A 24,545-nucleotide genomic window follows, 5' to 3' on the forward strand; every position below is an offset into this window, starting at 1 on the left:
TGTGCTCATTGATTGCCCCGCCCTTCCTGAATTTCCGTCGGCTCTTCCGGACGATTTGAATCGATCAGGATGCTGACCCGTCGATTGCGCGCACGGCCTTCGGCTGTCACATTGGTTTCGACGGGACGCGTCTCGCCATAGCCGATGGCGGTCAGTCGCTCCGCACCGACACCACCATCATTGAACAGGCGCAGTACGGTCGTTGCCCGCATCGCAGACAATTCCCAATTCGACGGGAATTGCGGGGTTGCGATCGGCACGTTATCGGTATGACCTTCGATGGTGATCGGAAAATCCGAGGCCGCCAAGACCTGCGCAATGGCCAGCATGGCATTAATTGATGCCGGCTGCAGCTTGGCCTGACCGGCCGGGAACAGAATGCTATCGTTGATTTCAATCGTGACGCCCCGACTGGTTTCGAGCAACCGAACTTTCCCCTGCGCCACCAGCGGCTGCAAGGCCTCCATGAGTTTGCCGGCAACGTTTTTCATTTTCCGGCGCTGCTCCAGCTTCTTCTGATCAGGCAACTTGTCCGGCTTGGCGATCGGCCGCGGCGAGGTCGGCGGCACTCCTTGAATGACAGCAATCGGCTGCCCTTCGGGCTGACCAGTCACATTCCGGAAGGCATTAGTCAGCGAATTGGATAGCACCTTGTACTTGCCTTCGTTGACTGACGAAATGGCGTACATCACGACAAAAAAAGCAAAAAGCAGGGTGATGAAATCAGCGTAGGAGACGAGCCAGCGTTCGTGGTTCTCGTGCTCCTCCTCGCGACGCTTGCGGGCCATTACAGCAGGTAGCCCTTGAGGCGGCCTTCAATGATTCGCGGATTGTCTCCGACGGCGATACCCACCAAACCGTCGATCAGCATCTCCCTGGAGGCGACCATGCGCATGATGTAGTACTTCAGCTTGCCGGCAATCGGCAGATAAATCAGGTTGGCCAAACCAACACCATAGATCGTCGCAACGAACGCAACGGCAATACCGGAACCGAGCTTGGTCGGGTCCGAGAGATTTTCCATCACGTGGATCAAGCCCATGACCGCCCCCAGAATGCCGATCGTTGGCGAATACCCGCCTGCCGACTCCCAGATCTTGGCTGATTGCCGCCATTCGTCCTCAAAGGTATTGATCTCGACCTCAAGCAGTTCACGAATACGCTCGGGATCGGCGCCATCAACCAGCAACTGCAGGCCTTTCTTGGTGAATTCATCCTTGATGCCGGGAATATAGTTCTCCAGCGCCAGCAGCCCTTCACGGCGAGATAACTGACTCCAGTTGAGAATCTGGTCGATCATGCGCTTCTGTTCAATTACCGGCGGCGCCCAAACCCACTTCGCCATCCACACGCCACGCTTGAAAATATGCAACGGACTTTGTAGCAGCACCGCCCCCAGCGTACCGCCACAGACAATCAACAAGGCGGTCGGCTGCACCAGGGAGCTGACATGACCACCTTCCAGCACTTGGCCACCGACAATAGCAACCAGACCGATTGCCAGACCGGCCAAACTGATCTTATCCACCGGTTTTCTCCTTGCCTCGCTTCTTGGCAAGCGACACATCACCAACCAACTGACTGCGCAGACGCGCTATTGCCTGACTGTGCAACTGGCAGACACGGGATTCAGTAACCCCCATCACTTCGCCGATTTCCCGCAGATTAAGCTCCTGCTCGTAATACAGGGCCATCATCAGCTTTTCCCGCTCGGGCAAGCGACCAATCGCCTTAACCAGCAATTCCTTGACGTTCTTGTCCTCGAATATGCTTGCCGGGTCGGCACTATTGTCAGTGAAATGGCGCTCAAGAAAATCCTCGTCGCCTTCACTGCCAAAATCATCGAAATAGACCAGTTGATGGCCGCGCGCATCGTGCAGGGTCTTCTGATAATCGGCCAGCGACATGCCAAGCGCCTCAGCCAGTTCGCGCTCCGACGGGGCCCGGCCATGCTCATGCTCCAACTGATTGATCGCCGCCTCAATCCGCCGCAATTCCCGGCGTAGATTACGCGGCAACCAATCATTTTCCCGCAGGCCATCGAGCATGGCACCACGGATACGCTGGGTCGCGTAGGTTTCGAATTGAGCGCCGAAACCGGTCTCGTAACGATCCATCGCGTCAAGCAAACCGAGCATGCCATTCTGGACCAGGTCTTCGAACTGAACGCTGGCCGGCAAGCGGGCCATCAAATGGTAGGCGATGCGTTTCACCAGCGGCACGAAGCGCTGAACCAACTGATCCCTATCAGGCTGCCCGGCAGCGGTATACATCAGGCTCGGAGTACGTTCGGGGTTATACGTTGGCTCAAGTGTAGCAGTTGCTGCATGAATTGCTCGACACCTCCGGCCTCGCTGTCGCTGCGCTGCCAATAGAGCAAGTCGGAAGCGATATCACGGAAGGCATGAGCAGAGGGTGAATCCGGTGCTTGCACAAGAACCGGCCGACACAACTGCGCCGACTGACGCAGCGATTCATCCAGCGGAATGGCACCGGCGTAGTCCAAACGGGCAACACCCCGCTGCGCGGCAACCTGGGCGATGTTCTCGTAAATCGACCGGGCATCAGGCTGGCTGCGAACCTTATTCACCAGGATCCGAAAGTGCTTGCGGGCAAACGCATGGCTGACTTTCTTGATCAGCGAATAGGCTTCGGTAATTGAGGCGCCGCTCCCGGACAAGACGACGACCGCCTCCTGGGAAGCCAGACCAAACGGCGAGAAACCATGTGGATGCGCCATGCTGGCATCGACCAAGATCACATCCACCGGCCTTTCAAGGCCCGACATCGCATCCAGCAAGGTCTGCTGCTGCGGCAACGAGAGACGCCCGAGCGTCTTGACCGCCTTGGCCGCCGGCAAGATCCGCAAGCCACTCATCGGCTGCAGCAGCACTTGCGGCAGGTCAAGTTCACGCTGAACGACGTTCAACAAGTCGTAGCGAGCCAGCAAACCGAACGTGGAGGCAATATCGTCACGCGAGCTATGCTCGTCGATGATCAAGACCTCCTTGCCCAGACGAGCAAGCGCCACGCCAATATTGGCGACTGCGACACTACGCCCGACGCCCTCACAGCCCGCGACGAAGGTGACGACCTGCAACTGCCCGCCACCAAGGAGACGACGCAAGCCCGCCGCCTGGTCAACCCGAAAATCAGCCACGGCGCGCTCCAGCCGCGATCATGCCGGCGTTGGCCATCATCAGGCCAGGTTCGACACCATCATATTTATGTGGCGAACTTTCCGGCACATCCCTGAAGGCGCGATGCAACAGATAACCGCGATTTGGCAAATGCAGATCTTCCGGCACGCGCTGCCCGTTTGAAACGTAGTGCAGTCTCAAGCCATGGCGCATGATCACGTCAAGCGGTGTCGCCAGACTGGCAGCCTCGTCGATTTTGGTCAGGATGCAACCAGCGAGGTTATCCCCTTCGTAAGCCCGAACCACATCATCCAGGGTGTCGCCGCGCGACGTTGAGGACAGCAGCAGCAAGCGCTGCACATCACAGCCGGCCAGCATGTCAGTCAGTTCAGGAACCAGCTTATCCTTCTGACTCATCCCCATCGTGTCGATCAGAACCATGTGCTTATGCTGCAGTTCGACCAGGGTCTGACGGAGTTCTGCGGCATCCTTAACCAGGTAAACCGAAACACCGAGGATACGACCGTAGATCCGCAGTTGCTCGTGCGCACCAATCCGGTAGCCGTCGGTAGTAACCAGCGCCACCTTGCTTGGACCATGGCGGAGAACACAACGGGCGGCAAGTTTGGCCGTCGTGGTGGTCTTGCCAACACCGGTCGGACCGACCAGAGCGTAGATCCCCCCACGATCGACGATGTCACTTTCGTTGCCTATCGTAAACAACGAGCGGTCTGCCGCCCCCTTGACCCAAGCCATTGCCTGCAGACCATCCATCTCCATCGGCAAATCTGCCAGCAGGTCGCGGGAAAACTGCGGAGAAAAGCCAGCATCCAGCATTTGGCGCAAAACATCTGTCTTCACCGGCTCGGATCGAGCCGCCTCGCCCCAGGCAAAGCCGGCCAGATGTTGCTCGACAATCTTGCGCAGGGAACGAATCTCATCCATCACCGCCATCGGCACTACTTCAGCCTCAGTCCGCCGCGGCGTACTGGCTTGCGCCTGGACGCGCGGCGCCGGTGACGGCGCCGACTTTTGCACCGGTGGCGGGGTAAATGCTGCGGACGACTGCTGTGGACGTGCCATTTCCAGATTACGCAAGCCCCCCGTTCGCGGGATCGCAGCATTCACCGTTGCCGCCGGACGCGGCGCGGCGGGCGGCGCGACAGACCGCGCCGCGATCGGTGCCGACTGCGGCTGAATGCGCGGCGGCACGCCTTGAGCCGCCTGAGCACGGGCCGAACTCAGGGAAACCCGGTAATCGTCATCAGCTTCCGCAATCGCCGGTCGCCGATCGGGAGGCGTCGTATCGGCCACCTGGGTCGGGACAATCATCGCCATATCGCGGGCGGCGACAGCCATGATCTCGACCCCGCCAGGAATCCCGCGATTGGACAAAATGATCGCATCGTTACCGAGCGTTTCCTTCACTTTCCTCAAGGCATCCCTTGCATTGGCGGCGATGAATTTTCTGACGTTCATGTTCTACCTCCGATTATCGAGGTCACCTTGATAATTCGTGTTTCTGGAACTTCGTTATGGGCCAGCACCTTCAACTGAGGCACGGTGCGGCGCAGGAAGCGGGAGAGCAGCAGGCGCAGGCTGGCTGGCACGAGCAATACTGCCGGCAGACCAAGCGTTGCCTGGCGCTCGGAAGCGGCGGCGGTTTCACGGACCAGGGTATCAGCCAGGCCCGGCTCAAAACTTGTATTTCCCGTACCACCGGCCACGGCCTGCGCCAGCAGGCGCTCCAGTGCCGGGTCGAGGGACATCACCTGCATTTCGCCAGCCCCCGGGAACAGTTGCTGCACGATGGCACGACCAAGCGCATTACGAACCTGCGTGATCAGTTCATCAGCATTTTGCGTACGGGTCGCGTGATCGGCCACTGTTTCAATGATGGTCCGCATATCGCGGATATGGACACCTTCGTCGAGCAGGCCCTGAAGAACCTTTTGCAGGGTACCCAGCGGCAACACCTTGGGAACCAGGTCCTCGACCAGTTTGGGCATTTCCTTGGCCAAGTGCTCGAGCAACTGCTGGACCTCCTGACGGCCCAGCAATTCGGAAGCGTGGGTCAGAATCAGGTGATTGAGATGGGTAGCCACCACGGTGGACGCATCAACCACGGTATACCCATAAGCCTGTGCTTGATCGCGCTGGCTGGCATCGACCCAGGTGGCCGGCAAACCAAAGGCCGGGTCCGTCGTCGTAGTACCGTTCAGCGTCCCGGCAACGCGCCCGGGATTGATGGCGAGGAACTGGCCAGCATAAGCCTCCCCGGCACCAACCTCGACGCCCTTGAGGAGTATCCGGTAGGCATTCGGCTTCAGTTCGAGGTTGTCGCGAATATGGACCGGCGAGACGAGGAACCCCACCTCCTGCGCGAATTTCTTGCGAATCCCGCGGATGCGGCGCAACAACTCGCCATCCTGCGACTTATCGACCAAGGGAATCAGGCGGTAACCAACTTCCAGACCCAGCACATCCAACGGCGCAACATCGTTCCATGTCGCCTCGACGGTTTCCACAACTGGTGCTGGCGCGACCTTGACTGGAGTTTCGACGATCAGTTTTTCCTTCTCCAGCATCTTCCAGGCAAACCAGCCCAGTAACGATGCCAGCGCCAGGAAAACCAGATTCGGCATCCCCGGAATCAGGCCAAGAAAACCGACGATTCCGGCCGTAATCGCAATGGCCCGGCCATTCTTGAACATCTGGCCCACTACCTGCTGTCCGATATCGCGATCGTCAGAGACACGGGTCACCACCATACCTGCGGCGATCGAGATGATCAGCCCCGGAATCTGCGCCACCAGACCATCGCCGATGGTCAGCAGGGTGTAATTCTTGGCCGCCAAGGCGAATTCCATGTTGTGCTGAACAACTCCAACCACCAGACCACCGACCACGTTCAAGAGCATGATGACAATGCCGGCCACGGCATCGCCACGCACGAACTTCGAGGCACCATCCATCGAGCCAAAAAACTCGGCCTCACGGGCGATATCGGAACGACGCTTGCGGGCATCCTCTTCACCGATCAGGCCGGCATTCAAATCAGCGTCGATCGCCATCTGCTTGCCGGGCATCGCATCGAGCGTAAAGCGCGCCGAGACCTCGGCAACCCGTCCGGCGCCTTTGGTAATCACGACAAAGTTGATGACCGTCAGAATCAGAAACACCATGATACCAACCGCGAAATTGCCACCGACCAGGAAGTGACCAAAGGCCTCGATCACCTTGCCGGCCGCATCCGGCCCGGTATGGCCTTGCAACATGACGATCCGCGTCGAGGCCACGTTCAGCGAAAGACGGAGCAGCGTGGTCACCAGCAGCACCGTCGGAAATACAGAGAAATCTAGGGTTTTCTGGGTGTTCACCGCAACCAGCAGGACCAGCACCGAAATGGCAATATTGAACGTGAACAGCAAATCCAGTGCAAAGGCCGGCAATGGCAGAACCATCATGGCCAGAATCATCAGGATCAGCACCGGCGCAGCCAGTTGCGTCACATTCAGACGGCCAAACAGATCCTGCATCCTGAGCGAAGAGCTAGCCATTTACGGCGCCTCCGGCACGAGTTCAGGCGGCACCGGCAAATTGCTCGGCTGCACCGGGTAGGCACCACCAACCTGGCGCCAATTGGCAAGCTGGTAGATATAAGCAAGAACCTCCGCGACTGCGTTATACAGGGCGGAGGGAATTTCGGCATCCAGTTCGGCGTGTTTATATAGCGCTCGCGCCAAGGGCGGCGCCTCCAGCAGAGGCACCGCATGTTCCGCGCCGACCTCCCTTATTTTCAGGGCGATCGCCCCCTGCCCCTTGGCCACCACTTTGGGTGCAGCCATTCCGGCCTGGTAGGACAAAGCCACAGCAAAATGGGTCGGATTGGTGACGATCACGCTTGCCTGCGGCACTGCGGCCATCATCCGCTTGCGAGCAGCCTGCATCTGAAGGCTGCGGATGCGTCCCTTGACATGTGGATCACCCATCATTTCCTTCATTTCCTGCTTGACCTCTTCCTTGGTCATCTTCAATTTGTGGAAGTGTTGCCAAAGCTGGAATGGGACGTCAGCGGCGACCACCAGAACAAGTGCCGCGACCAGAATCAGGAAGGAATAGCTGATCAGATTGCCGGCGTGCGCCAGACCCGCGTCCAGAGGTTGCGCGAGCAAACCGAAAATCTCGTCGCGCTCTTTCCAGATCAGCATGGCGGCAATCCCCCCGACCAAACTCGCCTTGAGTACCGCCTTGCCTAGCTCCATCAGGCTGTTCCAGGATAACATGCGAGCAATCCCGGTCAACGGGCTGAGACGCCCCAGATCAGGAACCAGCGCCTTGACTGAAAACACCCAGGCATTGAGGAAGAAAGGCGGCAAAACTGCTGCCAGCAGCAACAGAGCCAACAATGGGGAAAAAACGAGCACTGCATCCAACGAGAGATCAGCCAGTCGCGGCAGCATCAAGGCCGGCTCATGCATATGCCGCACTTCCGGGGTAAGACCCTTGCGGGCCATCGCGATGACGCCCTCAGTCAACCAGCCCCCCATCATCCAGAATGTGGCGCCCGCGACCATCAAAACCAGAAACGTGCCAAGTTCACGGGAATGGGGCACCTGCCCCTGCTCGCGGGCCTGCTCGATTCGCCTACCACTAGGCTCTTCTGTTTTATCGAGGTCGCTCTCTTCCGCCATAGCCGTCTTTGGGTGTAGGTGCGGCTATTATAGGAAAAACCAAGGAAATTAAATAGGTACGCGTGTTTATTTAGCTTGTTTCTCAGATGCCAACCGCAAACACATGACAAAAGAGTAAACATTAGAAAGCAAAAGAGGGGGCAAGCCCCCTCTCAAGTAGTTGACCGCAAACGGGAATCAGGCGAAATCGAGCGCCCGCAACCCGGAGCCGATATCGGAATGCTGACCGAGATCGGTCAACAATTCTTTCATGTCGAGAATCAAGACAATTTGCCCATTGGAAAGTGTCGTCACCCCAGCCACGCCCTTGGGCCTAAAGTCTTCAAGCGACTTGATCACCGCATCGTCACGACCAGCAAAGCTATCGACCCCAAGAATGAAGCTGCGCTCCGCCGTCTGCATGAAAACGCCGTACTCAGGGGACTGCTGCAACGGCCAGCCAAGCAAGCGAGCCAAGGTAATGACCGGCAGCACCTCACCACGCACTACCAAGGTTTCCTTGCCGCCGACCTCCTGAATCCGGTTTTGCTCGATCGGCAAAATTTCTCGGACCAGCGACAACGGTAGCGCAAACGGCTGATCTCCCAACAAGACCAACAACACCGGCAGGATCGCCAGCGTCAATGGCAGGGAGATAATGAACACCGAACCTTTGCCGGGTTCGGAGCGTATTTCGATCGAGCCGTTCAGCTTTTGAATATTAGTCTTCACCACATCCATGCCGACACCGCGCCCCGAGACATCGGAAATCTGCGACTTGGTAGAGAAGCCCGGCAGGAAAATCAGATTCAGACTTTGCCGTTCGTCCAGCGTATTGGCCTCTTCCTCTGAGATCAGGCCCTTCTCGATGGCCTTGGCACGAATTCGTTCCGCGCTCATGCCCTTGCCGTCATCAGCGATGATCAGAACGATATGATCGCCCTCTTGGCGCGCTTCGAGACGAACCAGACTCTTCGTTGGCTTGCCTGCCGCCTGACGCTCAGCCGGCATTTCGACCCCATGGTCGACGGCATTGCGAATCAAATGGATCAGCGGATCGGCCAGATCCTCGATCATGGTCTTATCGACCTCGGTTTCTTCGCCAGCCAGCACCAACTCGACATCTTTACCCAACTGACGGGCCAGATCGCGAGCAATTCGCGGATATTTCTGGAAGAGGCGGCCAATTGGCTGCATCCGGGTCTTCATCACCGAGTTCTGCAAGTCCGAAACCAGCAGATCCAGCTGGCTAACTGCTTGATCAAGGGCATGCAGGGTTTCGGAATCATTCTTACCGGCAAGAATATCGGCACGCAAACTGGTCAGGCGGTTCTTTGTCAGGCCAATTTCGCCAGACAAGTTCAGAACCTGGTCAAGGCGCGAAGTATCCACCCGAATCGTATTTTCGCGACCGCGCTCCTCCGAACGCCGGGCAGACGTCGGCTGCCCCCCCGGACGATCCGTGGTGCGTCGGCCAAACGGCGATGGCGCAGGCGCCTGCCCGGCCGGCGTTAGTTGCGTAGCAGCATCTGCAGCGACGGGCTTGGTCGCAGGTGGAGTCGCCGCATCGGTTTCGGCTTTGGTAATCACCTCACCCTGCGTCGGCGCAGGCTGGCCGGTCACAGCGGCATGCAACGCATTCCAGTCCGGTTCGCCGGCAACTGCTTGCGGCGTGGCAGATGGCTGGACTTCCACAGCATCAGGAGGAACCGGCTCAGCACCAGGCAACTCGCCATTGAGCGCCCCCTGGAGCGCAGCAATGACCTCTGCATCGGCCGGCTGCGGCTGGCACATCTGCCCCAACTCGCCAAACATGTCACGCACCCCTTTGGTGGCCGCCATGATGACATCCATCAACTCGGGAGTCAGCTCCAGTTCGCCGTTACGCAAACGGTCAAAGAGGTTTTCCGTCAAGTGACAGAGCGTCACCAGTTCGGTGGCATTGAGGAAGCCTGCCCCTCCCTTGACGGTGTGAAACCCGCGGAAGATATCGTTCAACAGGCTGCGATCATCCGGCATTTTCTCAAGATCAACCAGCTTGTTGTCCACATCCGACAACAAATCGTGCGCTTCTTGCAGAAAATCCTGCAAAAGGTCTTCCATTCCGCCAAAATCGCTCATTTTCGACCCTCCTCAGAAACCGAGGCTATCCAGCAAATCATCAACCTGCTCCTGGTTAACGACGACGTCGGTACGACCTTCGGCGTTAACCACGGGCCCGTTCATCAGACTATTAACTTCCTCGGTGCGCTTGGTATCCGGCAACACCTCAAGCAACACACCCATCAAGCCGGTTTCGAGATCCTGGGCAAGGCTGACGATTTTCTTGATGACCTGACCGGTCAAATCCTGAAAATCCTGAGCCATCATGATCTCGGTCAATTGGGCATGCGCCCCCTTGGTCTTCTCAGGTAATTGCCCATTGAGGAAGGCACGCGTATCAACCGCCAGCGCCTTGAAATCCTGCGGACCAAGCTGATTGGCGAATACTTTGTCCCAGCGTTCACCGAGTGCACGGGCGCCATTCTCAATATCATCGACCAGCGGACAGGCGATATCGGTTGCATTGAGCACGCGACACGCCGCCTGCTCAGTCAAATTGGCAACGTAGGCAAGGCGGTCCTTAGCATCAGGCAAGGCTGATACAGTTTGCGAAAGCAACTTGTCATAGCCCAGTTGCCCCAGAGTATCGTGCAGTAGTCGAGCCATATGACCGATACGGTTGAACACTGCCTCCTGCCGGGGCCACTCCTCGCCAGCGGTTTCCTCTGCAACGAGGCCTGGAGCCTCGGCCTTCGCCGCTTGCGTCTCGGCGGCAACGCTGTCAAACAGCGCCTGCAAGTCATCACTATCATCGGTGACCGGCGCCTTTGCCACAGCAGCGGGCGCGGCGGCAGGCTTGGCTGCAGGAGCAAAATCGCCGGCTATCGAATCGAAGAGCGCCTCGAGGTCGTCGGAATCATTGGTTGCAGTCATGGTAATCAGGCCTGCCCCATCTTTTCGAAGATCTTGTTCAGCTTTTCTGACAAGGTTCCTGCCGTAAATGGCTTGACGATGTAACCGCTTGCCCCGGCCTGAGCCGCAGCGATGATGTTTTCCTTCTTTGCCTCGGCCGTAATCATCAACACCGGCAGATGCTTCAACGTCGGCGTTGCCCGAATCGTTTGCAATAGCGTCAGACCGTCCATATTCGGCATATTCCAGTCTGTCACCACGAACTCGAAGCCACCACCCTGCAGCTTTTGCAGTGCAATCGCTCCATCTTCAGCCTCATCCACATTGGTGAAGCCAAGCTCCTTGAGCAAATTACGGACAATACGGCGCATAGTGGAAAAATCGTCCACCACGAGAAATCTCATTTTCGGATCAGCTGCCATGCAGAACTCCAGAGCTTGCTTGTTGTTATCGTTCGATCAACGGACGCAGCGTATCCGCCAGCGCCTCGGCATCAAATTTGGCGACATACGCGTCCACCCCGACTGACTTGCCCATCGCACGATTGGCCTCGGAAGAAAGCGAGGAGTGCATGACAACCGGCACGCCTTCGAAGCGCGGGTCGGACTTGATATTCTTGGTCAGGACGTAGCCATCCATTTCCGGCATTTCCGCATCAACCAGAATCAGACGGATTTCGTCACGAATGCTCCGACCAATCTGCAGGGCATGGGCGGCGATTCCTTGCAGACGCGTCCACGCCTCCATGCCGTTGGTCGCATGCTTGTGGCGCACGCCAAGCTTGTCCAGCACCTCGGATATCTTGCGGCGAGCGACGATCGAATCGTCGACGAAGAAAACGCTGGTCTCAGGATCAACGCGCGCCGGATGAATATCGACAATCATCGCTTCGCCGAAGGCATTTGCCAGGATCTGCTCGACGTCGAGAATCGACACCAAACCACCGCCTTCCAGCTCAATGACGGCAGTGATCAAGCCTTGATTGGCCGACAATACGCTTTCCGGCGCTTTGACCCGTTCCCAGTCGACCCGAATAATCCGGTCAACTTCATGCACCAGGAAACCCAGGGTGCGCTTTGAATACTCGGCGACCATCATGGTCTTACCAAGACCGGGCGGCACACCTTCGAGGTGCATGAACGGCGCCAGCGAGAGAACCGGGATGACATTGCCCCGCAATGAAATCAGCCCCTCGACGCCACGCGGCATGTTCGGAGTCTTGGTAATGCGCGGGGTACGCCCGACCTCACGCACCTTGAAGACATTGATGCCGAATATTTCGCGCGTCCCCAGCGAGAAAAGCAGGATTTCCATTTTATTGGAACCTGCCAGACGAGTACGGGCATCGACGCTATCGAGAAGGTTTTTGCTTTCAACAAGATCCATTGTTCTCTCCGACTAGCGCTCAGGCAATTTTGGCGAGTGTCGCGGCGTCCACGCCCAGGCGGCGAGCCAGGGTTTCCGAAAGACGCTGCGGTTCAAACTTGGGGACATACTCGTCAACGCCAACCGATTGGCCGAGTTTCTGATTGGACATACCTGACAGCGAAGAATGCATCACAACCGGAACACCATTGAAACGGGGATCAGACTTGATTTTCTTGGTCAGGATATAGCCATCCATCTCGGGCATTTCGATGTCGGTCAAGACCAGGTTGATCAGCGCGGAGGCTGGCTTACCAACTGATTGCGCATAATTCGCAACCTTCTCCATCTCTTCCCACATCTGACGCCCATTGACCGCGACCACCCCCTTGACGCCCATTACTTCAAGGGTGCGCTGGATCTGTTTGCGAGCCACGCTGGAGTCGTCACAATAAAAAACCGTCACATCCGGACGATCTACCGGCACGACACCGCGGAACATGATCTCATTGTCGATGCTGGTCGTCTCGGAAAGCACTTTCTCGACATCCATCATCATCACCAGACGGCCATCAACAAGTTCAGTCACAGCGGTGACCAGGCCGCCGGTCTGTGCCGTCAGCATTTCCGGCGGCACCCGCATCTTGCTCCAGTCCAGTCGGAGGATGGTATCGACCCCCTCCACCAGGAAACCCTGCGTATGGCCGTTGTACTCCGTCACGATCATGATCTCGCGCGGCGTTTCGGCGGAAATCCCGGAGTATTTCGCAAGGTCGATGACGGGAACCAAGGCGCCACGCAGGCTGACCATCCCCTCGACCGAGGACGGCATATCAGGCGCGGCGGTAATCAGCGGCGTGCGCATGACTTCGCGAACCTTGAAAACATTGATCCCGTAAGTCTCGCGGCGACCAGTGCGCTGATCCACGCCAAGGAAGAAAAGCAATATTTCGAGCTTATTGGTGCCGGCCAGCTTGGTCCGCGCATCAATATTCTTCAGCAACTCCGACATCGTCATCCCCTCGCAATTCGTGCAATCGGCTTGTTTTCATGGCTATGGCGCCGAGGCGAACCTAGGATACACGCTTTTCTATGAGCTTCAAACCGCGCTCCAGCCAACCATTTCGGGCAAATCCAAGAGCTGCCCGGACTCATTCAAAGTATCGGCCAATCTCGGGCCGACTTTAGCAAATCTGGAACAACTTGCCAAAATTGGCAATATCCAGCACTTGTTTAACGTTACCACGAACACCACTCAAGCCGACCTCCTTGTTAGCGCCACCCATCTTGTCGCGCAACATCAGGAGCATGCCCAGGGCCGAACTGTCGAGATAGTCGACCGCCGAGAAATCGACGGTCACAGCCCGAACCAGCGCATCGGCAACCAGCGGTTCGTAGGCGCCCCGGAATTCACGGTGGGTATTGAAATCGAAACGACCGCTCAACTTGATGGTCGCCTTGGCGCCATCCTTGATCACGTTTGCTTGCATGGCTTTTCCTATCGAAAAATCGAGGTTAACTTTTTCTAGTGTAATACTTTAGCAATAGGCGGCAAACCGCCACCATGCGATTAGCGACTCACAGCCAGCAATGTTCGACGCGCCATCTCGTCAAGCGGACACTGCTCTTCGACAGCCCCGACCAGAAACGCTTCGCGCGGCATGCCGTAGACCACGCAACTCGCTTCGTCTTGCCCGAGTGTCCGGGCGCCCGCCTGACGCATGCGCATCAGCCCCTGGGCGCCGTCCTTGCCCATGCCGGTCAGGATCACCCCCACCGCCTGCCGGCCAACTACTGCCGCCGCCGAGTCGAAAAGCACATCGACCGAAGGGCGGTGCCGATTGACCGGCGGCGTGGCGAGCAGTTCGGTAACCAGGCCGGAGGCCGAGCGCCTGACCTGCAAATGCGAATGGCCCGGGGCGATGAAGACCTTGCCTGGCTCCAGTTTTTCGTTGCCTTTCGCCTCGATGACCGTCGGCTGGCAAAGGCTGTCAAGCCGTCGGGCGAAGGAACCGGTAAAAGACTCCGGCATGTGCTGGACGATCATGATGGGCGGGCAATCGGCGGGTATGCCGAGGAGGAACTCCTTGATCGCCTCGGTGCCGCCGGTCGACGCACCGACAAAGATGATTTTCCCGCTGCTGGCGGGACGCCCGGCCAGGGAGGTGCTGACAGACGGAACAACGGCGGGCGTGATCTCTGACTTCATAACCTGACGGCGCAGGCGCGCCCCTTTGGCAGCACGGATTTTTTCGACCAACTCTTCGGCATAGATCTCCATCGTCTTCGCGCTGTCGGCCCGCGGCTTCCCGATAAAGTCGATGGCCCCCAGCTCGAGTGCCTTCAAGGTCGTGTCCGAGCCGGCCTGGGTGTAAGCCGAAACCATCACGACCGGCATCGGCCGCAGACGCATCAGGCGCTCGAGGAATTCCAGGCCGTCCATTTTTGGCATCTGAACATCGAGCGTCAGCACATCGGGATTCAATACCTTGATCATTTCCCGGGCGGTTGGTGCGTCGGGAGCCGCCCCGACCACCTCCATGTCTGGCGCGGAATTGATCATTTCGGTCAGCAAACCGCGCATCAGCGCAGAGTCATCAACGACCAGAACACGAATCTTCATTGACATCAATCCGGCACAAATCCATCAAAAAGAGATGCGAAGGCAAACGCCCGCATCAAATAAACAACTCGACATCGCCTTCAACCTTGGTGACGGACAGGCGATCCTTGTAGTCCCGCTCGCGACTGAACAGCGTTTCGTTATGCACGCGATGCAGTTTTTTGACCAGAACCCGACCGGTAGTCGGGAAATAGTAGACTTTTCTCGGATATGAATCCAACAAGTCCTTGGCCACCACCGGGATCTTTTCGGTTTTCAGATAATCCAGCACAAATTCGGCATTCCGGGCCCCGACATTGCTGCTCGACAAGCTGGCCAGCACCGCACCGCCCCCAAATACCTTGGCTTCCAGACGATTGCGGCGCGCCCCCATTTTCAGCAGATGGTTGATCAGCACTTCCATGGCGTAGGTGCCATAGCGGGCAGATGAACTGACATGGCCCCGCCCGCCGTCATCCGGCAACATGAAGTGATTCATGCCGCCGATGCCGGAGTCGGTATCCCGAATGCAGGCAGCGACGCAGGAGCCGAGCACGGTAACCAGCAACATGTCCTGATCGGAGACGAAATATTCGCCCGGCAGTATCTTCGCCGCGGGGGCGTCGAAATTCCGGTCGTAGTAACGGTTACTGGACAGGTGCTCGTCGTAGGCGTGCTGCACAGGGCTCCCTGAAGCGAGGATTAACGGGACTTGCTCAGGGCATAGACCGTCTTGCCCAGAGATTTGAAGAGATCGGCGGCATGCAGGAAGCTTTCGGAATGGCCGGCAAACATCAGGCCATCCGCCTGCATCATCGGCGCAAAGCGGGAAAGGATCTTGTACTGGGTCGGCTTGTCGAAATAGATCATCACATTCCGGCAGAAAATGATGTCGAGCGGCCCTTTCACCGGCCAGTTCGGCTCCAGCAGGTTGATCCGCTGAAACTCGATCAGGCGCTTCAGTTCCGGGCGCACGGCGACGTAACCGTCCTGCGTCCCGGTGCCGCGCAGGAAAAACTTGCGCAAGCGTTCGGGCGAAAGCTTCTCAACCCGGTCCAGCGGATAGACGCCTTTTTGCGCCGTCGCCAGCACATTGGTATCGAGGTCGGAGGCAATCACCGAAACATGCGAAGTATTGGCCCCGAAGGTTTCGGCGATGGTGATGGCGATCGAATAGGGTTCTTCGCCGGTCGAGGCGGCCGAACACCAGACCCGGATCGGCCGCGAACTGCCCAGTTTGCGCAGATGCTCGGCAAAAATCGGGAAGTGATGCGGTTCACGAAAAAACGAGGTCAGATTCGTCGTCAAGGAATTGACGAAGCGCTCCCATTCATCACCGCCATTCTTTTCCAGCGCATCGAGATACTCGGCGAAGCTTTGCTTGCCGGTGGCGCGCAACCGCCGGGCCAGGCGGGAATAAACCATATCCTGCTTGACCGGCGACAGCGAAATGCCGGCATGTTGATAAATCAGCTTTCTGACTCGCTCGAAATCCCCCGTCGAGAAGGAAAACTCGCGCAGGCTTGTTTCCCGTGCCGGTAGCGGACGCGCTGCGCCCAGTCCGGATGCGGTGATGCCGGTCGTGCCCGGCTTGCGTATTTCAGCCATGATCAGAACTCTTCCCACTCATCGTCAAGCGAAACGGGCAGTGCCGCCTTACGCATGCTCAGCCGCTTGGCGGCAGGCGCCTGCTTTCTCACCTCGGTTTTTTGCACTTCTGGCGGGGTCGACCGCAGCAGTGGGGTATTGGCTGCCTCCTGCCCGACCCGGAACACGGCCACCGACTCGGCCAGTTGCCGCGCCTGCTCTTCCAGGCTTTCGGCTGCCGCAGCCGCCTCTTCGACCAGCGCGGCATTCTGCTGCGTCACCTGATCCATCTGCCCGACAGCCAGGCTGACCTGCTCGATCCCCGAACTCTGCTCGCGGCTGGCGGCAGCGATATCGGCCATGATGCCGGTGACCCGCTTGATGCTGGCCACCACCTCGGCCATCGTGCGACCGGCCTGATCGACCAGTCGATTGCCGCGCTCGACCCGATCCACCGAATCCGAAATCAGCCCCTTGATTTCCTTGGCAGCCGTCGCGCTGCGTTGGGCCAGATTGCGCACTTCGGTCGCCACCACGGCAAAGCCGCGGCCTTGCTCGCCGGCCCGTGCTGCCTCGACTGCGGCATTGAGCGCCAGAATATTGGTCTGGAAAGCGATACCGTCGATCACCCCGATGATGTCGGCGATCCGTGTGCTGGCCTGATGGATCGAGGCCATGGTCTCGACCACCTGGCCCACCACCTCGCCGCCTTTCTCCGCCACGCTCTGCGCCGAGCCGGCCAGGCCGTTGGCCTGCCGGGCATTTTCGGCATTCTGGCGGACCGTCGCCGTCAGCTGCTCCATGCTCGAAGCCGTTTCCTCAAGGCTGCTCGCCTGCTCTTCCGTCCGGCTCGAGAGATCCTGATTGCCCGAGGCGATTTCCTTGGCCGCCGTATTGATCGCGTCGGCCGACCCCTGGATGTCGCCGACCAGTTCGCGCAGGCGGGTCACCGTCTCGTTGGCATCGTCGCGCAGCTTGGCAAAGGTTCCCTGATACTCGGTATCGACGGTACAGGTCAGATCGCCGCCGGCCACTCGTTCAAGCAAGCCGGCGATTTCGCCGATCGCCGAACCGCTGGTCTCCAGCAGGCTGTTGATGCCGCTGCCGAGTTCCTTGTAAAAGCCTTCCAGCGTATCGGTGTCGAGCCGCGCTTCCAGGTCACCGGCCGACGCCTTGCTGATCAAGGCGGCGACCGAACGCTGGGCATTCAACTCGGCGGTCCGGTCCACCCACTCGCCGACCGTACCCAGGCGCTGGCCGCGCTCATTGACGATCGGGTTGGTCAGGACGTTGTAGATTCGCCCACCGATATCCATTTCCGTACTGCGCGTCTGCTGCAATTCACGCAGCGACTGCAGCGCGGCGGCCGGATTGTCGTAGAAGCTGCCGATATTGCTGCCGATGAAACGGTCGACCGAGAAATCCGGCTGCTTTTGCCGCAGGCCATCCTCGATGCTGCGCAAGGTATTCAGCAGGCCGCGGTTGGCGTAGATCACCGTCCCGTCGTCATCGGCAATCCGCAGATTGGCCGAGACGCAGTCCAGCGCAATGCGGATGCGCAGATTGTCGTTGGCCAGGCGGATGCTCTCGGCCACATTGAAGCCCTGCTGGATCTGCATCGACTGCAGGCCCTGCAGCACCTTGCCCATTTCGTCATTGCGCGAAATATCAACATTGCGTGTGAAGTCGCCATTGGCCAGCGACTGCATGGTCTCAATGGTGGCGGCAATCGGCCGTGTCACCGAACGAATGATCAGCCCGGCGATCACCACCCCGGCGGCACAGGCGGCGGCAACCAGGAGCAGCACCCAGAGCCGCAACTGGGCCAAGCCCTCGTTGCTGGCCAGCAATTGCGCCCGGCTCAACTCGTTTTGTTGCTGCAGCAGTTGGTCCGCCTTTTTAGCGGCTTCTACGTACAACGGATTGATCCGCTTGAGCAGGATCTCATTGGCCTCGCCGAACTTGCCGTCAGCCAAGGCCGCCCGGGCTGCCAGCAAACCGTCGCTGACAAAAAGCTGGCGGGCTTGCAGGTACTCATCGGCCAGGGCTTGCTGCTCGGTCGAGGCAACGGCCTTTTTATACGCTTCCCACTGCCGGCCGATCTCGGCGATATTTTTGTCGATCGCCCCGAGATGGAAATCCAGGGTGTGATCGTGCGCCTTGGCGTAAGCCCCGCTCGGGTCGTGCTGCAAGGCGAGCAACACCTGCGACCGGTTGTCGGCCATCAATTTGCCGATCACGGCCAGCGCCTGAACCGGTTCGAGGCGATCGTGATAGAGCTCTTCCACGGCATCATTACTACGCCCGACACCCCACAGCCCCATGCCGGCGACCACGACCAGCGCCAGCAGCAAGGCGGCAAAGCCGGCCACCATGCGACTTTTCAAGGAAAGGCCAGCGAGCGGGCCGGGACCACCACTGACCACCTGGCCGTGGCGGATCTGCGAACGCCCGGCCCGTTTCTCGCGGAACAGCCGATAGGCGCTGTCTGCCTCCGCAATCTGCGCCTGGCTCGCCTTGCGGCGAACCGACATGTAGCCAGTGACCTGGCCGTTTTCAAGGATCGGGGTCGCCGTCGCCAGCACCCAGTAAAAATCGCCATTCTTGCAGCGATTCTTGACCAGACCGGTCCACGGTCGTCCATCCTTCAAGTCCCGCCAGAAATCAGCGAACGCCTCGACCGGCATATCAGGATGCCGGACAAGGTTGTGCGGCTGGCCAAGGAGTTCAGCCTGAGTGAAGCCGCTGATATTGATGAAGTCCTTGTTGATATAGGTTATCTGGCCCTTGAGATCGGTTTTCGAGACGATCAGGGTATCTTCGCCGAGGATCACCTCGACATTGCTCACAGGAAGATTGGTTCGCACGTTCGCTCTGTTGGTCTGGTGATTGTTGTTAGAACTCGGCCCATTCGTCATCGCCACGCGCGATGCTATCCGGCACTTTCGCCGGGCTGGCACGCCCCCCCAGGCGGACCGGCTCTCGATACGGCAAAGCGGCCGGGGCCTTGCGGGCCGGTGGCTCGCTGTGGCACGGCTGGGCAACGCTCCGTTCGACATTGTTCGTCAAGGCAAAGACCGAAACGGACTGCGCCAGACTGCGCGCCTGCTCTTCCAGGCTTTCGGCAGCGGCAGCGGCCTGCTCGACCAGCGCGGCATTTTGCTGGGTGACCTCGTCCATCTGACTGACCGCCAGACTGACCTGCTCGATACCGGCGCTTTGCTCCCGGCTGGCGTCGGAAATATCCGCCATGATCTTGGCGACGCGCTTGATGCTCGCCACCACCTCCTCCATCGTCCGCCCGGCCTGGTCGGCCAGTCGGTTGCCGGCTTGCACCTTGTCGACGGAGTCTGAGATCAGACCCTTGATTTCTTTCGCGGCCGCCGCACTGCGTTGAGCCAGATTGCGCACTTCAGTGGCAACCACCGCGAAACCGCGTCCCTGTTCACCAGCCCGGGCGGCTTCCACGGCCGCATTGAGGGCGAGGATATTGGTCTGGAACGCGATGCCGTCGATGACACCGATGATGTCGGCAATCTTGTTGCTCGACTGGTGGATGGCGCTCATCGTCTGCACCACCTGACCGACGACTTCACCGCCCTTGACCGCAACTTGCTGGGCGTTGCCGGCCAGTTCGTTGGCCTGCCGCGAGTTGTCGGCATTCTGCCTGACCGTGCTGGTCAGTTGCTCCATGCTGGAGGCCGTTTCTTCCAGGCTGCTCGCCTGCTCTTCGGTCCGACTCGACAGATCCTGGTTGCCCGAAGCGATTTCCTTGGCCGCCGTATTGATCGAGTCCGTCGCATCCTTGATCGACAAAATGATCTCCTGCAGGTTGTCGACCGTAACGTTGGCGTCATCCTTCAACTTGCCAAGCATGCCTTGATACTGGGTATCGATTTTTTGCGTCAGGTCGCCGCGCGACATCCGGGCGAGCATGGCACCGACATCGTCGAGGGCACGGGTATTGGCCGCCAGCAGGTTGTTGATGCCTTCCGAGATTTGCTTGAAGAAGCCGGTCATGTGCCCTGCATCAAGACGCTTGCTGAAATCGCCGGCCACCGCGGCATCGATAATATCCGAGACTTCCTTCTCGATAGCCACTTCGGCCGTGCGATCTCGCCACTCGACTACCGTCCCCAGGCGTTCGCCCCGTTCATTGACGATCGGGCAAGCAACCAGGCTGAAATAACGGCCGCCGATGTCCATTTCGGCGCGGTGCATGCCCTTCAAACCGGCCAGCAGATTGCGCTGGTGGCTTGGCTGCTTGTGATAGATGTCGAAGTTGGAGCCGAGCATGGCATCGGCCCGGAAATTGGGCAGTTGCTTGCGCAGATCGCTCTCGGCGGCCCGCATCATTTCCAGCACCGCCGCATTGCAGTAGATGATCTTGCCGTCCGGGTCCGCCACCATCACGTTGTTCGAGGTGACATCCAGCGCCACCTTGATGCGCAGCGTCTCATCCGCCACTCGGCGGTCGGCCTCGATGCGTGATTTAAGTTCAGAACGCATCTTCTCCAAGGCACGCATCAAATCAGCCACCTGATCGCTACCGGAAATTTCGATTCCTTGCTCGAGATCGCCGGCCGCAACGGCATCGGCCACCTTGACAGCGCGAGCCAGCGGCAAGGTGATGCTGCGGGCGAAGACAAAGGAAAACGCCGCAATCAGTGCGGTAACCACAATGGCCAGCGCCAGCATCAACTTGGCAGTCGAGTCGTAGGTCTGCTGCGCGCCGAGATGCATGCTCTTGCCACTTTCTGCATAGTACTGGCGCAGCGCATCAGCCGCCTCGCTCGCCTTGGCATAGGCCGGACGAACGGTTTCGGCATAGACATCCGCCGCTTTGTCAAAATCGCCGGCCTGCAAGGCGGCACTGGCGACCATCAGGCCATCCTTGACGAAGACGGCGCGCGACATCTCATAAGCTTCAGCCAGCTTCTGCTCCTGCTCGTTGAGCTGCCGCGACTTGAACTGCGCCCAGAGTGCGGTAATCGTGTCCCGATTCTTGGTCACCTGATCGGTATGCAAGCTGATCGGATGTTCATGCCGGGCCGCCTGCTTGCCGGCCGGGTCATGTAGCAACCCGCTAACGATCTGCAGGTTATTTTCCGCCATCAGCGTCTGAATCCGCAGGACAATCGCCCCCGGCTCCAGCTTGTCGCTATAGATCGACTCGGTGGCCCGGTTCAGATCGCGCATGTAGGTCATCGCCACGATCACCAATACCGCAAACCAGAAGGCCATGCCGAGCGCCTGCCAAAAGAGCCGGCTACCAATCCGCATATTGTTCAGCATCTTCACTCTCCTTTGCCGCACACCGTCAGGCGCTTGCGTTGTCGATCAGTTCCATGTCGGCGCTGGTCATCAGGCGCTCGATGTCGGTGACGATCATCATTCGGGAATCCATCGAGGCCAGCCCCAGGATGTACTTGGTATCGAAGGTCCCGGAAAAATCCGGGGCCGGGCGAATTTGCGCGGCAGTCAGCGAAATGACATCGGAAACGCTATCGACGACCACGCCGATCACCCGCCCTGCCACATTCAGGATAACGACGACGGTAAAGGGGGTGTATTCGATCTTGCCCAGATTGAATTTGATGCGCAGGTCGACAATCGGCACGATGATGCCGCGCAGGTTGATTACTCCCTTGATGAAGGGCGGCGCATTGGCAATCAGCGTCGGTGGCTCGTAGCCGCGAATCTCCTGCACCTTGAGAATGTCGATTGCATATTCTTCGTTGCCCAGCGTAAAGGTCAGATATTCGCTGGCAATCAGGTCGTCTTCGCCGGTTGTCGCCCCGGTATGCGTCATCGCTTCCATTGTCTGCTCCTTGTTGCGGCCGTCAGCCGGCTTTCTGCATATTCGATTTGGCCATGCCGGCTATGGCCGACACGTCGAGAATCAGGGCGACATGCCCGTCACCCATGATGGTTGCCCCGGAAATCCCGTTCACCCGGCGGTAATTGGCCTCCAGGCTCTTGATCACCACCTGGTGCTGGCCGAGCAGGGCATCGACGAACAAGGCGGCCTTGGCGCCATCAGCATCGAGCACGACCATGATCCCCTGCGTCAAATCGGTCCAGCCCGACTTCAGGTTGAAGACTTCGTGCAAAACCACTACCGGCAGATACTCGCCGCGCACCTGTATGACCCGCGCCTGGTTGGAGAGCGTTTTGATATCGTCGACTTCCGGCTGCAGCGACTCGACGACATACGAGAGCGGCAGGATGTAGGTCTGATCGCCGACGGCTACCGACATCCCGTCCAGGATGGCCAGCGTCAGCGGCAAGCGGACGGTCATCCGGGTGCCGACGCCGAACATCGACTCGATCTCGACCCGCCCGCCCATTGCCTGGATATTGCGACGTACGACATCCATGCCGACACCGCGGCCAGAAACATCGGTGACCTGCTCCGCAGTCGAGAAACCGGCCTCGAAAATCAGATTGAAGACTTCGCTATCAGTCATCTGATCGGACACCTGCAGGCCGCGTTCCCGGGCCTTGGCCAGAATCTTCTGGCGCGGCAGGCCGGCACCGTCGTCGCCCACTTCGATGACGATATTGCCGCCCTGATGATAGGCCTTCAGCGTGATCGTCCCGACCGGGTTCTTGCCTGCGGCAATGCGCTTTTCAGGCAGTTCGATACCGTGATCGAGACTGTTGCGAATAAGGTGGGTCAGCGGGTCGGCAATACGCTCGATCAGGCTCTTGTCGAGCTCGGTCGTCTCACCGGAGGTCTTCAGTTCGACCTGTTTGCCGAGCTTGTTGGAGAGATCGCGGACGACCCGCGGGAAGCGCGAGAAAACGAAGGAAATCGGCATCATCCGGATGGACATCACCGACTCCTGCAAGTCACGCGTATTGCGCTCGAGCTGGGCAAGGCCGTTCAGCAAGCGCTCCGGGGCACTCTCCTGCATCTGGGTCGAGGTCTGCAGCAGCATGGCCTGGGTGATCACCAGTTCGCCAACCAGATTGATTAGCTGATCGACCTTCTCGATGCTTACCCGAATTGATGAGTCGCTGGCGGCCGCGGCGGATGCCGCCGAACGTCCGGCCCGCGCCGGCTCGCGGGCAAGGCTGGCGACCGCAGTCGGCACTTGGGCCAGGGCAAGCGGAGCCGGCTCGGAGGACTCGACAACAGTTTCAGGTAACTGCGCCGGCAAGGGCACAAAAAACCCATACCCCTCACCCTCGTCAAGCACCGGTGGTACAAGCGGATCGCCACCGGCAACAGGCAGGGGGGCAAAAAACCCGTAGCCATCACCATCGTCCAACAAAGCAGTGGGTTCGGTTACCTGTGCTGGCGTTACCGCTGGCAGGGGCTCGAAAAAACCATAACCATCATCGCTCGCAGTGTCGACCGTCGCCGCGATCTCACCCAAAGGGCGCTCGGTGAGCGGCTCGAAAAAGCCATAGGCCTGCTCTTCATCCGGCGCTCCGGGCGCATCGGCAAAAAAACCGAATTCGTCAGCCGTCGCTGCCGACTTGTCTTCGGAAACCCGCCAGGCGCCATTGTCGGCGACAAAATCGATCTGATCGGTGAAGTCGCTATCAACGCCGGCCGTCGTCAGACGCAGTTGCCAGAAGCCGACGCCATGCGGCGCATCGTCCGGCTGGCTGAGAATATCCAGCTGACCAAAAGCCCGCAGGTCCTCCAGCAAATTGACAACGCCATCGCCTTTCGCAGATGCCTCGGTCGGCACAAACTGAATATCGAAAACACGCGTGCTGGCAACGTTGACCGCAGGCGTCGCCTCGCCAGATGGCACTACCGGCACTTCAGCGGCGACTACCGCCTCGTCGGCCGACAACTGGCGCAAGCGGGCGCAGATCGCCTCGACTACCGCCGGGTCCACCGCCCCCCGGCCCTGGTGAGCCTCCAGCATGTCGCGCAATACGTCGCCAGACTCGAGGAACGCGTCCACCATATCGGCGCGCAATTCCAGTTCCTGCTTGCGAATACGATCGAGAAGATTCTCGAGAATGTGCGTTGTGTCGGCCAGATCGGTGAAACCGAAAGTTCCGGCACTCCCCTTTATCGAATGCGCGGCGCGGAAAATGGCATTCAGTTGCTCCGTATCCGGATTCTCGATATCCAGATCGAGCAGGAGCGCTTCCATTGCCGCCAAGTGCTCCGCCGACTCCTCGAAGAACACTTGGTAGAACTGACTCATGTCAATAGCCATGCTACCCCCTAAGCACGGCCGCCATTAGCGCGGC

The 24,545-nt window shown here is 58.9% G+C and carries 20 protein-coding genes; all 20 read right to left on the minus strand.

Features of this window, described 5'->3' with window-relative positions:
* Positions 1-5 precede the first annotated feature (5 nt).
* On the minus strand, positions 6-788 hold the full coding sequence (gene motD, locus GH663_RS14620; protein ID WP_153132451.1) for a flagellar motor protein MotD: 783 nt from the start codon (positions 786-788) through the stop codon (positions 6-8).
* The gene (locus GH663_RS14625; protein WP_153132452.1) at positions 788-1,528 is read right to left on the minus strand and encodes a flagellar motor protein; all 741 of its coding nucleotides are present in this window, start codon (positions 1,526-1,528) and stop codon (positions 788-790) included. Before GH663_RS14625 ends, motD begins: the two co-directional genes overlap by 1 nt.
* A complete protein-coding gene (locus GH663_RS14630; RefSeq protein ID WP_153132453.1) occupies positions 1,521-2,273 on the minus strand; it encodes an RNA polymerase sigma factor FliA in 753 nt (250 codons plus the stop codon). The genes GH663_RS14625 and GH663_RS14630 overlap by 8 nt, the downstream gene beginning before the upstream one ends.
* The gene (locus tag GH663_RS14635) at positions 2,273-3,160 is read right to left on the minus strand and encodes a MinD/ParA family ATP-binding protein (protein ID WP_153132454.1); all 888 of its coding nucleotides are present in this window, start codon (positions 3,158-3,160) and stop codon (positions 2,273-2,275) included. Before GH663_RS14635 ends, GH663_RS14630 begins: the two co-directional genes overlap by 1 nt.
* Positions 3,153-4,619 (minus strand): flagellar biosynthesis GTPase FlhF, encoded by a 1,467-nt coding sequence (gene flhF, locus GH663_RS14640; RefSeq protein WP_153132455.1) that lies wholly within the window; start codon positions 4,617-4,619, stop codon positions 3,153-3,155. The genes GH663_RS14635 and flhF overlap by 8 nt, the downstream gene beginning before the upstream one ends.
* On the minus strand, positions 4,616-6,700 hold the full coding sequence (flhA, locus tag GH663_RS14645; protein WP_153132456.1) for a flagellar biosynthesis protein FlhA: 2,085 nt from the start codon (positions 6,698-6,700) through the stop codon (positions 4,616-4,618). The genes flhF and flhA overlap by 4 nt, the downstream gene beginning before the upstream one ends.
* The gene (gene flhB, locus GH663_RS14650) at positions 6,701-7,834 is read right to left on the minus strand and encodes a flagellar biosynthesis protein FlhB (protein ID WP_153132457.1); all 1,134 of its coding nucleotides are present in this window, start codon (positions 7,832-7,834) and stop codon (positions 6,701-6,703) included.
* A 177-nt stretch (positions 7,835-8,011) separates the two neighbouring features.
* Positions 8,012-9,934, minus strand: coding sequence for a chemotaxis protein CheA (locus GH663_RS14655; RefSeq protein WP_211371162.1), 1,923 nt, complete (start codon positions 9,932-9,934; stop codon positions 8,012-8,014).
* Positions 9,935-9,946: 12 nt separating this feature from the next.
* Positions 9,947-10,789, minus strand: coding sequence for a protein phosphatase CheZ (gene cheZ, locus GH663_RS14660; protein WP_153132458.1), 843 nt, complete (start codon positions 10,787-10,789; stop codon positions 9,947-9,949).
* 5 nt (positions 10,790-10,794) lie between these two features.
* Positions 10,795-11,190 carry a chemotaxis response regulator CheY gene (gene cheY / locus GH663_RS14665; RefSeq protein WP_066884186.1) on the minus strand — a complete coding sequence of 132 codons (396 nt, stop codon included), beginning with the start codon at positions 11,188-11,190 and terminating at the stop codon, positions 10,795-10,797.
* A gap of 25 nt (positions 11,191-11,215) precedes the next feature.
* Positions 11,216-12,154, minus strand: coding sequence for a chemotaxis protein (locus tag GH663_RS14670; RefSeq protein ID WP_066884188.1), 939 nt, complete (start codon positions 12,152-12,154; stop codon positions 11,216-11,218).
* A gap of 19 nt (positions 12,155-12,173) precedes the next feature.
* Complete coding sequence (locus GH663_RS14675; RefSeq protein ID WP_153132459.1) at positions 12,174-13,145, minus strand: chemotaxis protein; 972 nt, start codon at positions 13,143-13,145, stop codon at positions 12,174-12,176.
* A gap of 172 nt (positions 13,146-13,317) precedes the next feature.
* A complete protein-coding gene (locus tag GH663_RS14680; RefSeq protein ID WP_153132460.1) occupies positions 13,318-13,623 on the minus strand; it encodes an STAS domain-containing protein in 306 nt (101 codons plus the stop codon).
* 80 nt (positions 13,624-13,703) lie between these two features.
* A complete protein-coding gene (locus tag GH663_RS14685; RefSeq protein ID WP_153132461.1) occupies positions 13,704-14,756 on the minus strand; it encodes a protein-glutamate methylesterase/protein-glutamine glutaminase in 1,053 nt (350 codons plus the stop codon).
* Between the two features lie 55 nt (positions 14,757-14,811).
* Complete coding sequence (cheD, locus tag GH663_RS14690) at positions 14,812-15,417, minus strand: chemoreceptor glutamine deamidase CheD (RefSeq protein ID WP_066884197.1); 606 nt, start codon at positions 15,415-15,417, stop codon at positions 14,812-14,814.
* 20 nt (positions 15,418-15,437) lie between these two features.
* A complete protein-coding gene (locus tag GH663_RS14695) occupies positions 15,438-16,343 on the minus strand; it encodes a CheR family methyltransferase (RefSeq protein ID WP_153132462.1) in 906 nt (301 codons plus the stop codon).
* 2 nt (positions 16,344-16,345) lie between these two features.
* Positions 16,346-19,189, minus strand: a complete 2,844-nt coding sequence (locus GH663_RS21375; protein WP_281349786.1) for a methyl-accepting chemotaxis protein — start codon at positions 19,187-19,189, stop codon at positions 16,346-16,348.
* Between the two features lie 28 nt (positions 19,190-19,217).
* The gene (locus GH663_RS21380; protein WP_153132463.1) at positions 19,218-21,617 is read right to left on the minus strand and encodes a methyl-accepting chemotaxis protein; all 2,400 of its coding nucleotides are present in this window, start codon (positions 21,615-21,617) and stop codon (positions 19,218-19,220) included.
* A 25-nt stretch (positions 21,618-21,642) separates the two neighbouring features.
* Positions 21,643-22,143 (minus strand): chemotaxis protein CheW, encoded by a 501-nt coding sequence (locus GH663_RS14710; RefSeq protein ID WP_153132464.1) that lies wholly within the window; start codon positions 22,141-22,143, stop codon positions 21,643-21,645.
* Positions 22,144-22,165: 22 nt separating this feature from the next.
* Positions 22,166-24,499 carry a chemotaxis protein CheW gene (locus GH663_RS14715; RefSeq protein WP_246181597.1) on the minus strand — a complete coding sequence of 778 codons (2,334 nt, stop codon included), beginning with the start codon at positions 24,497-24,499 and terminating at the stop codon, positions 22,166-22,168.
* Positions 24,500-24,545: the final 46 nt, after the last annotated feature.

Source organism: Dechloromonas hortensis (assembly GCF_009469765.1).
Taxonomy (GTDB): Bacteria; Pseudomonadota; Gammaproteobacteria; order Burkholderiales; family Rhodocyclaceae; genus Azonexus; species Azonexus hortensis.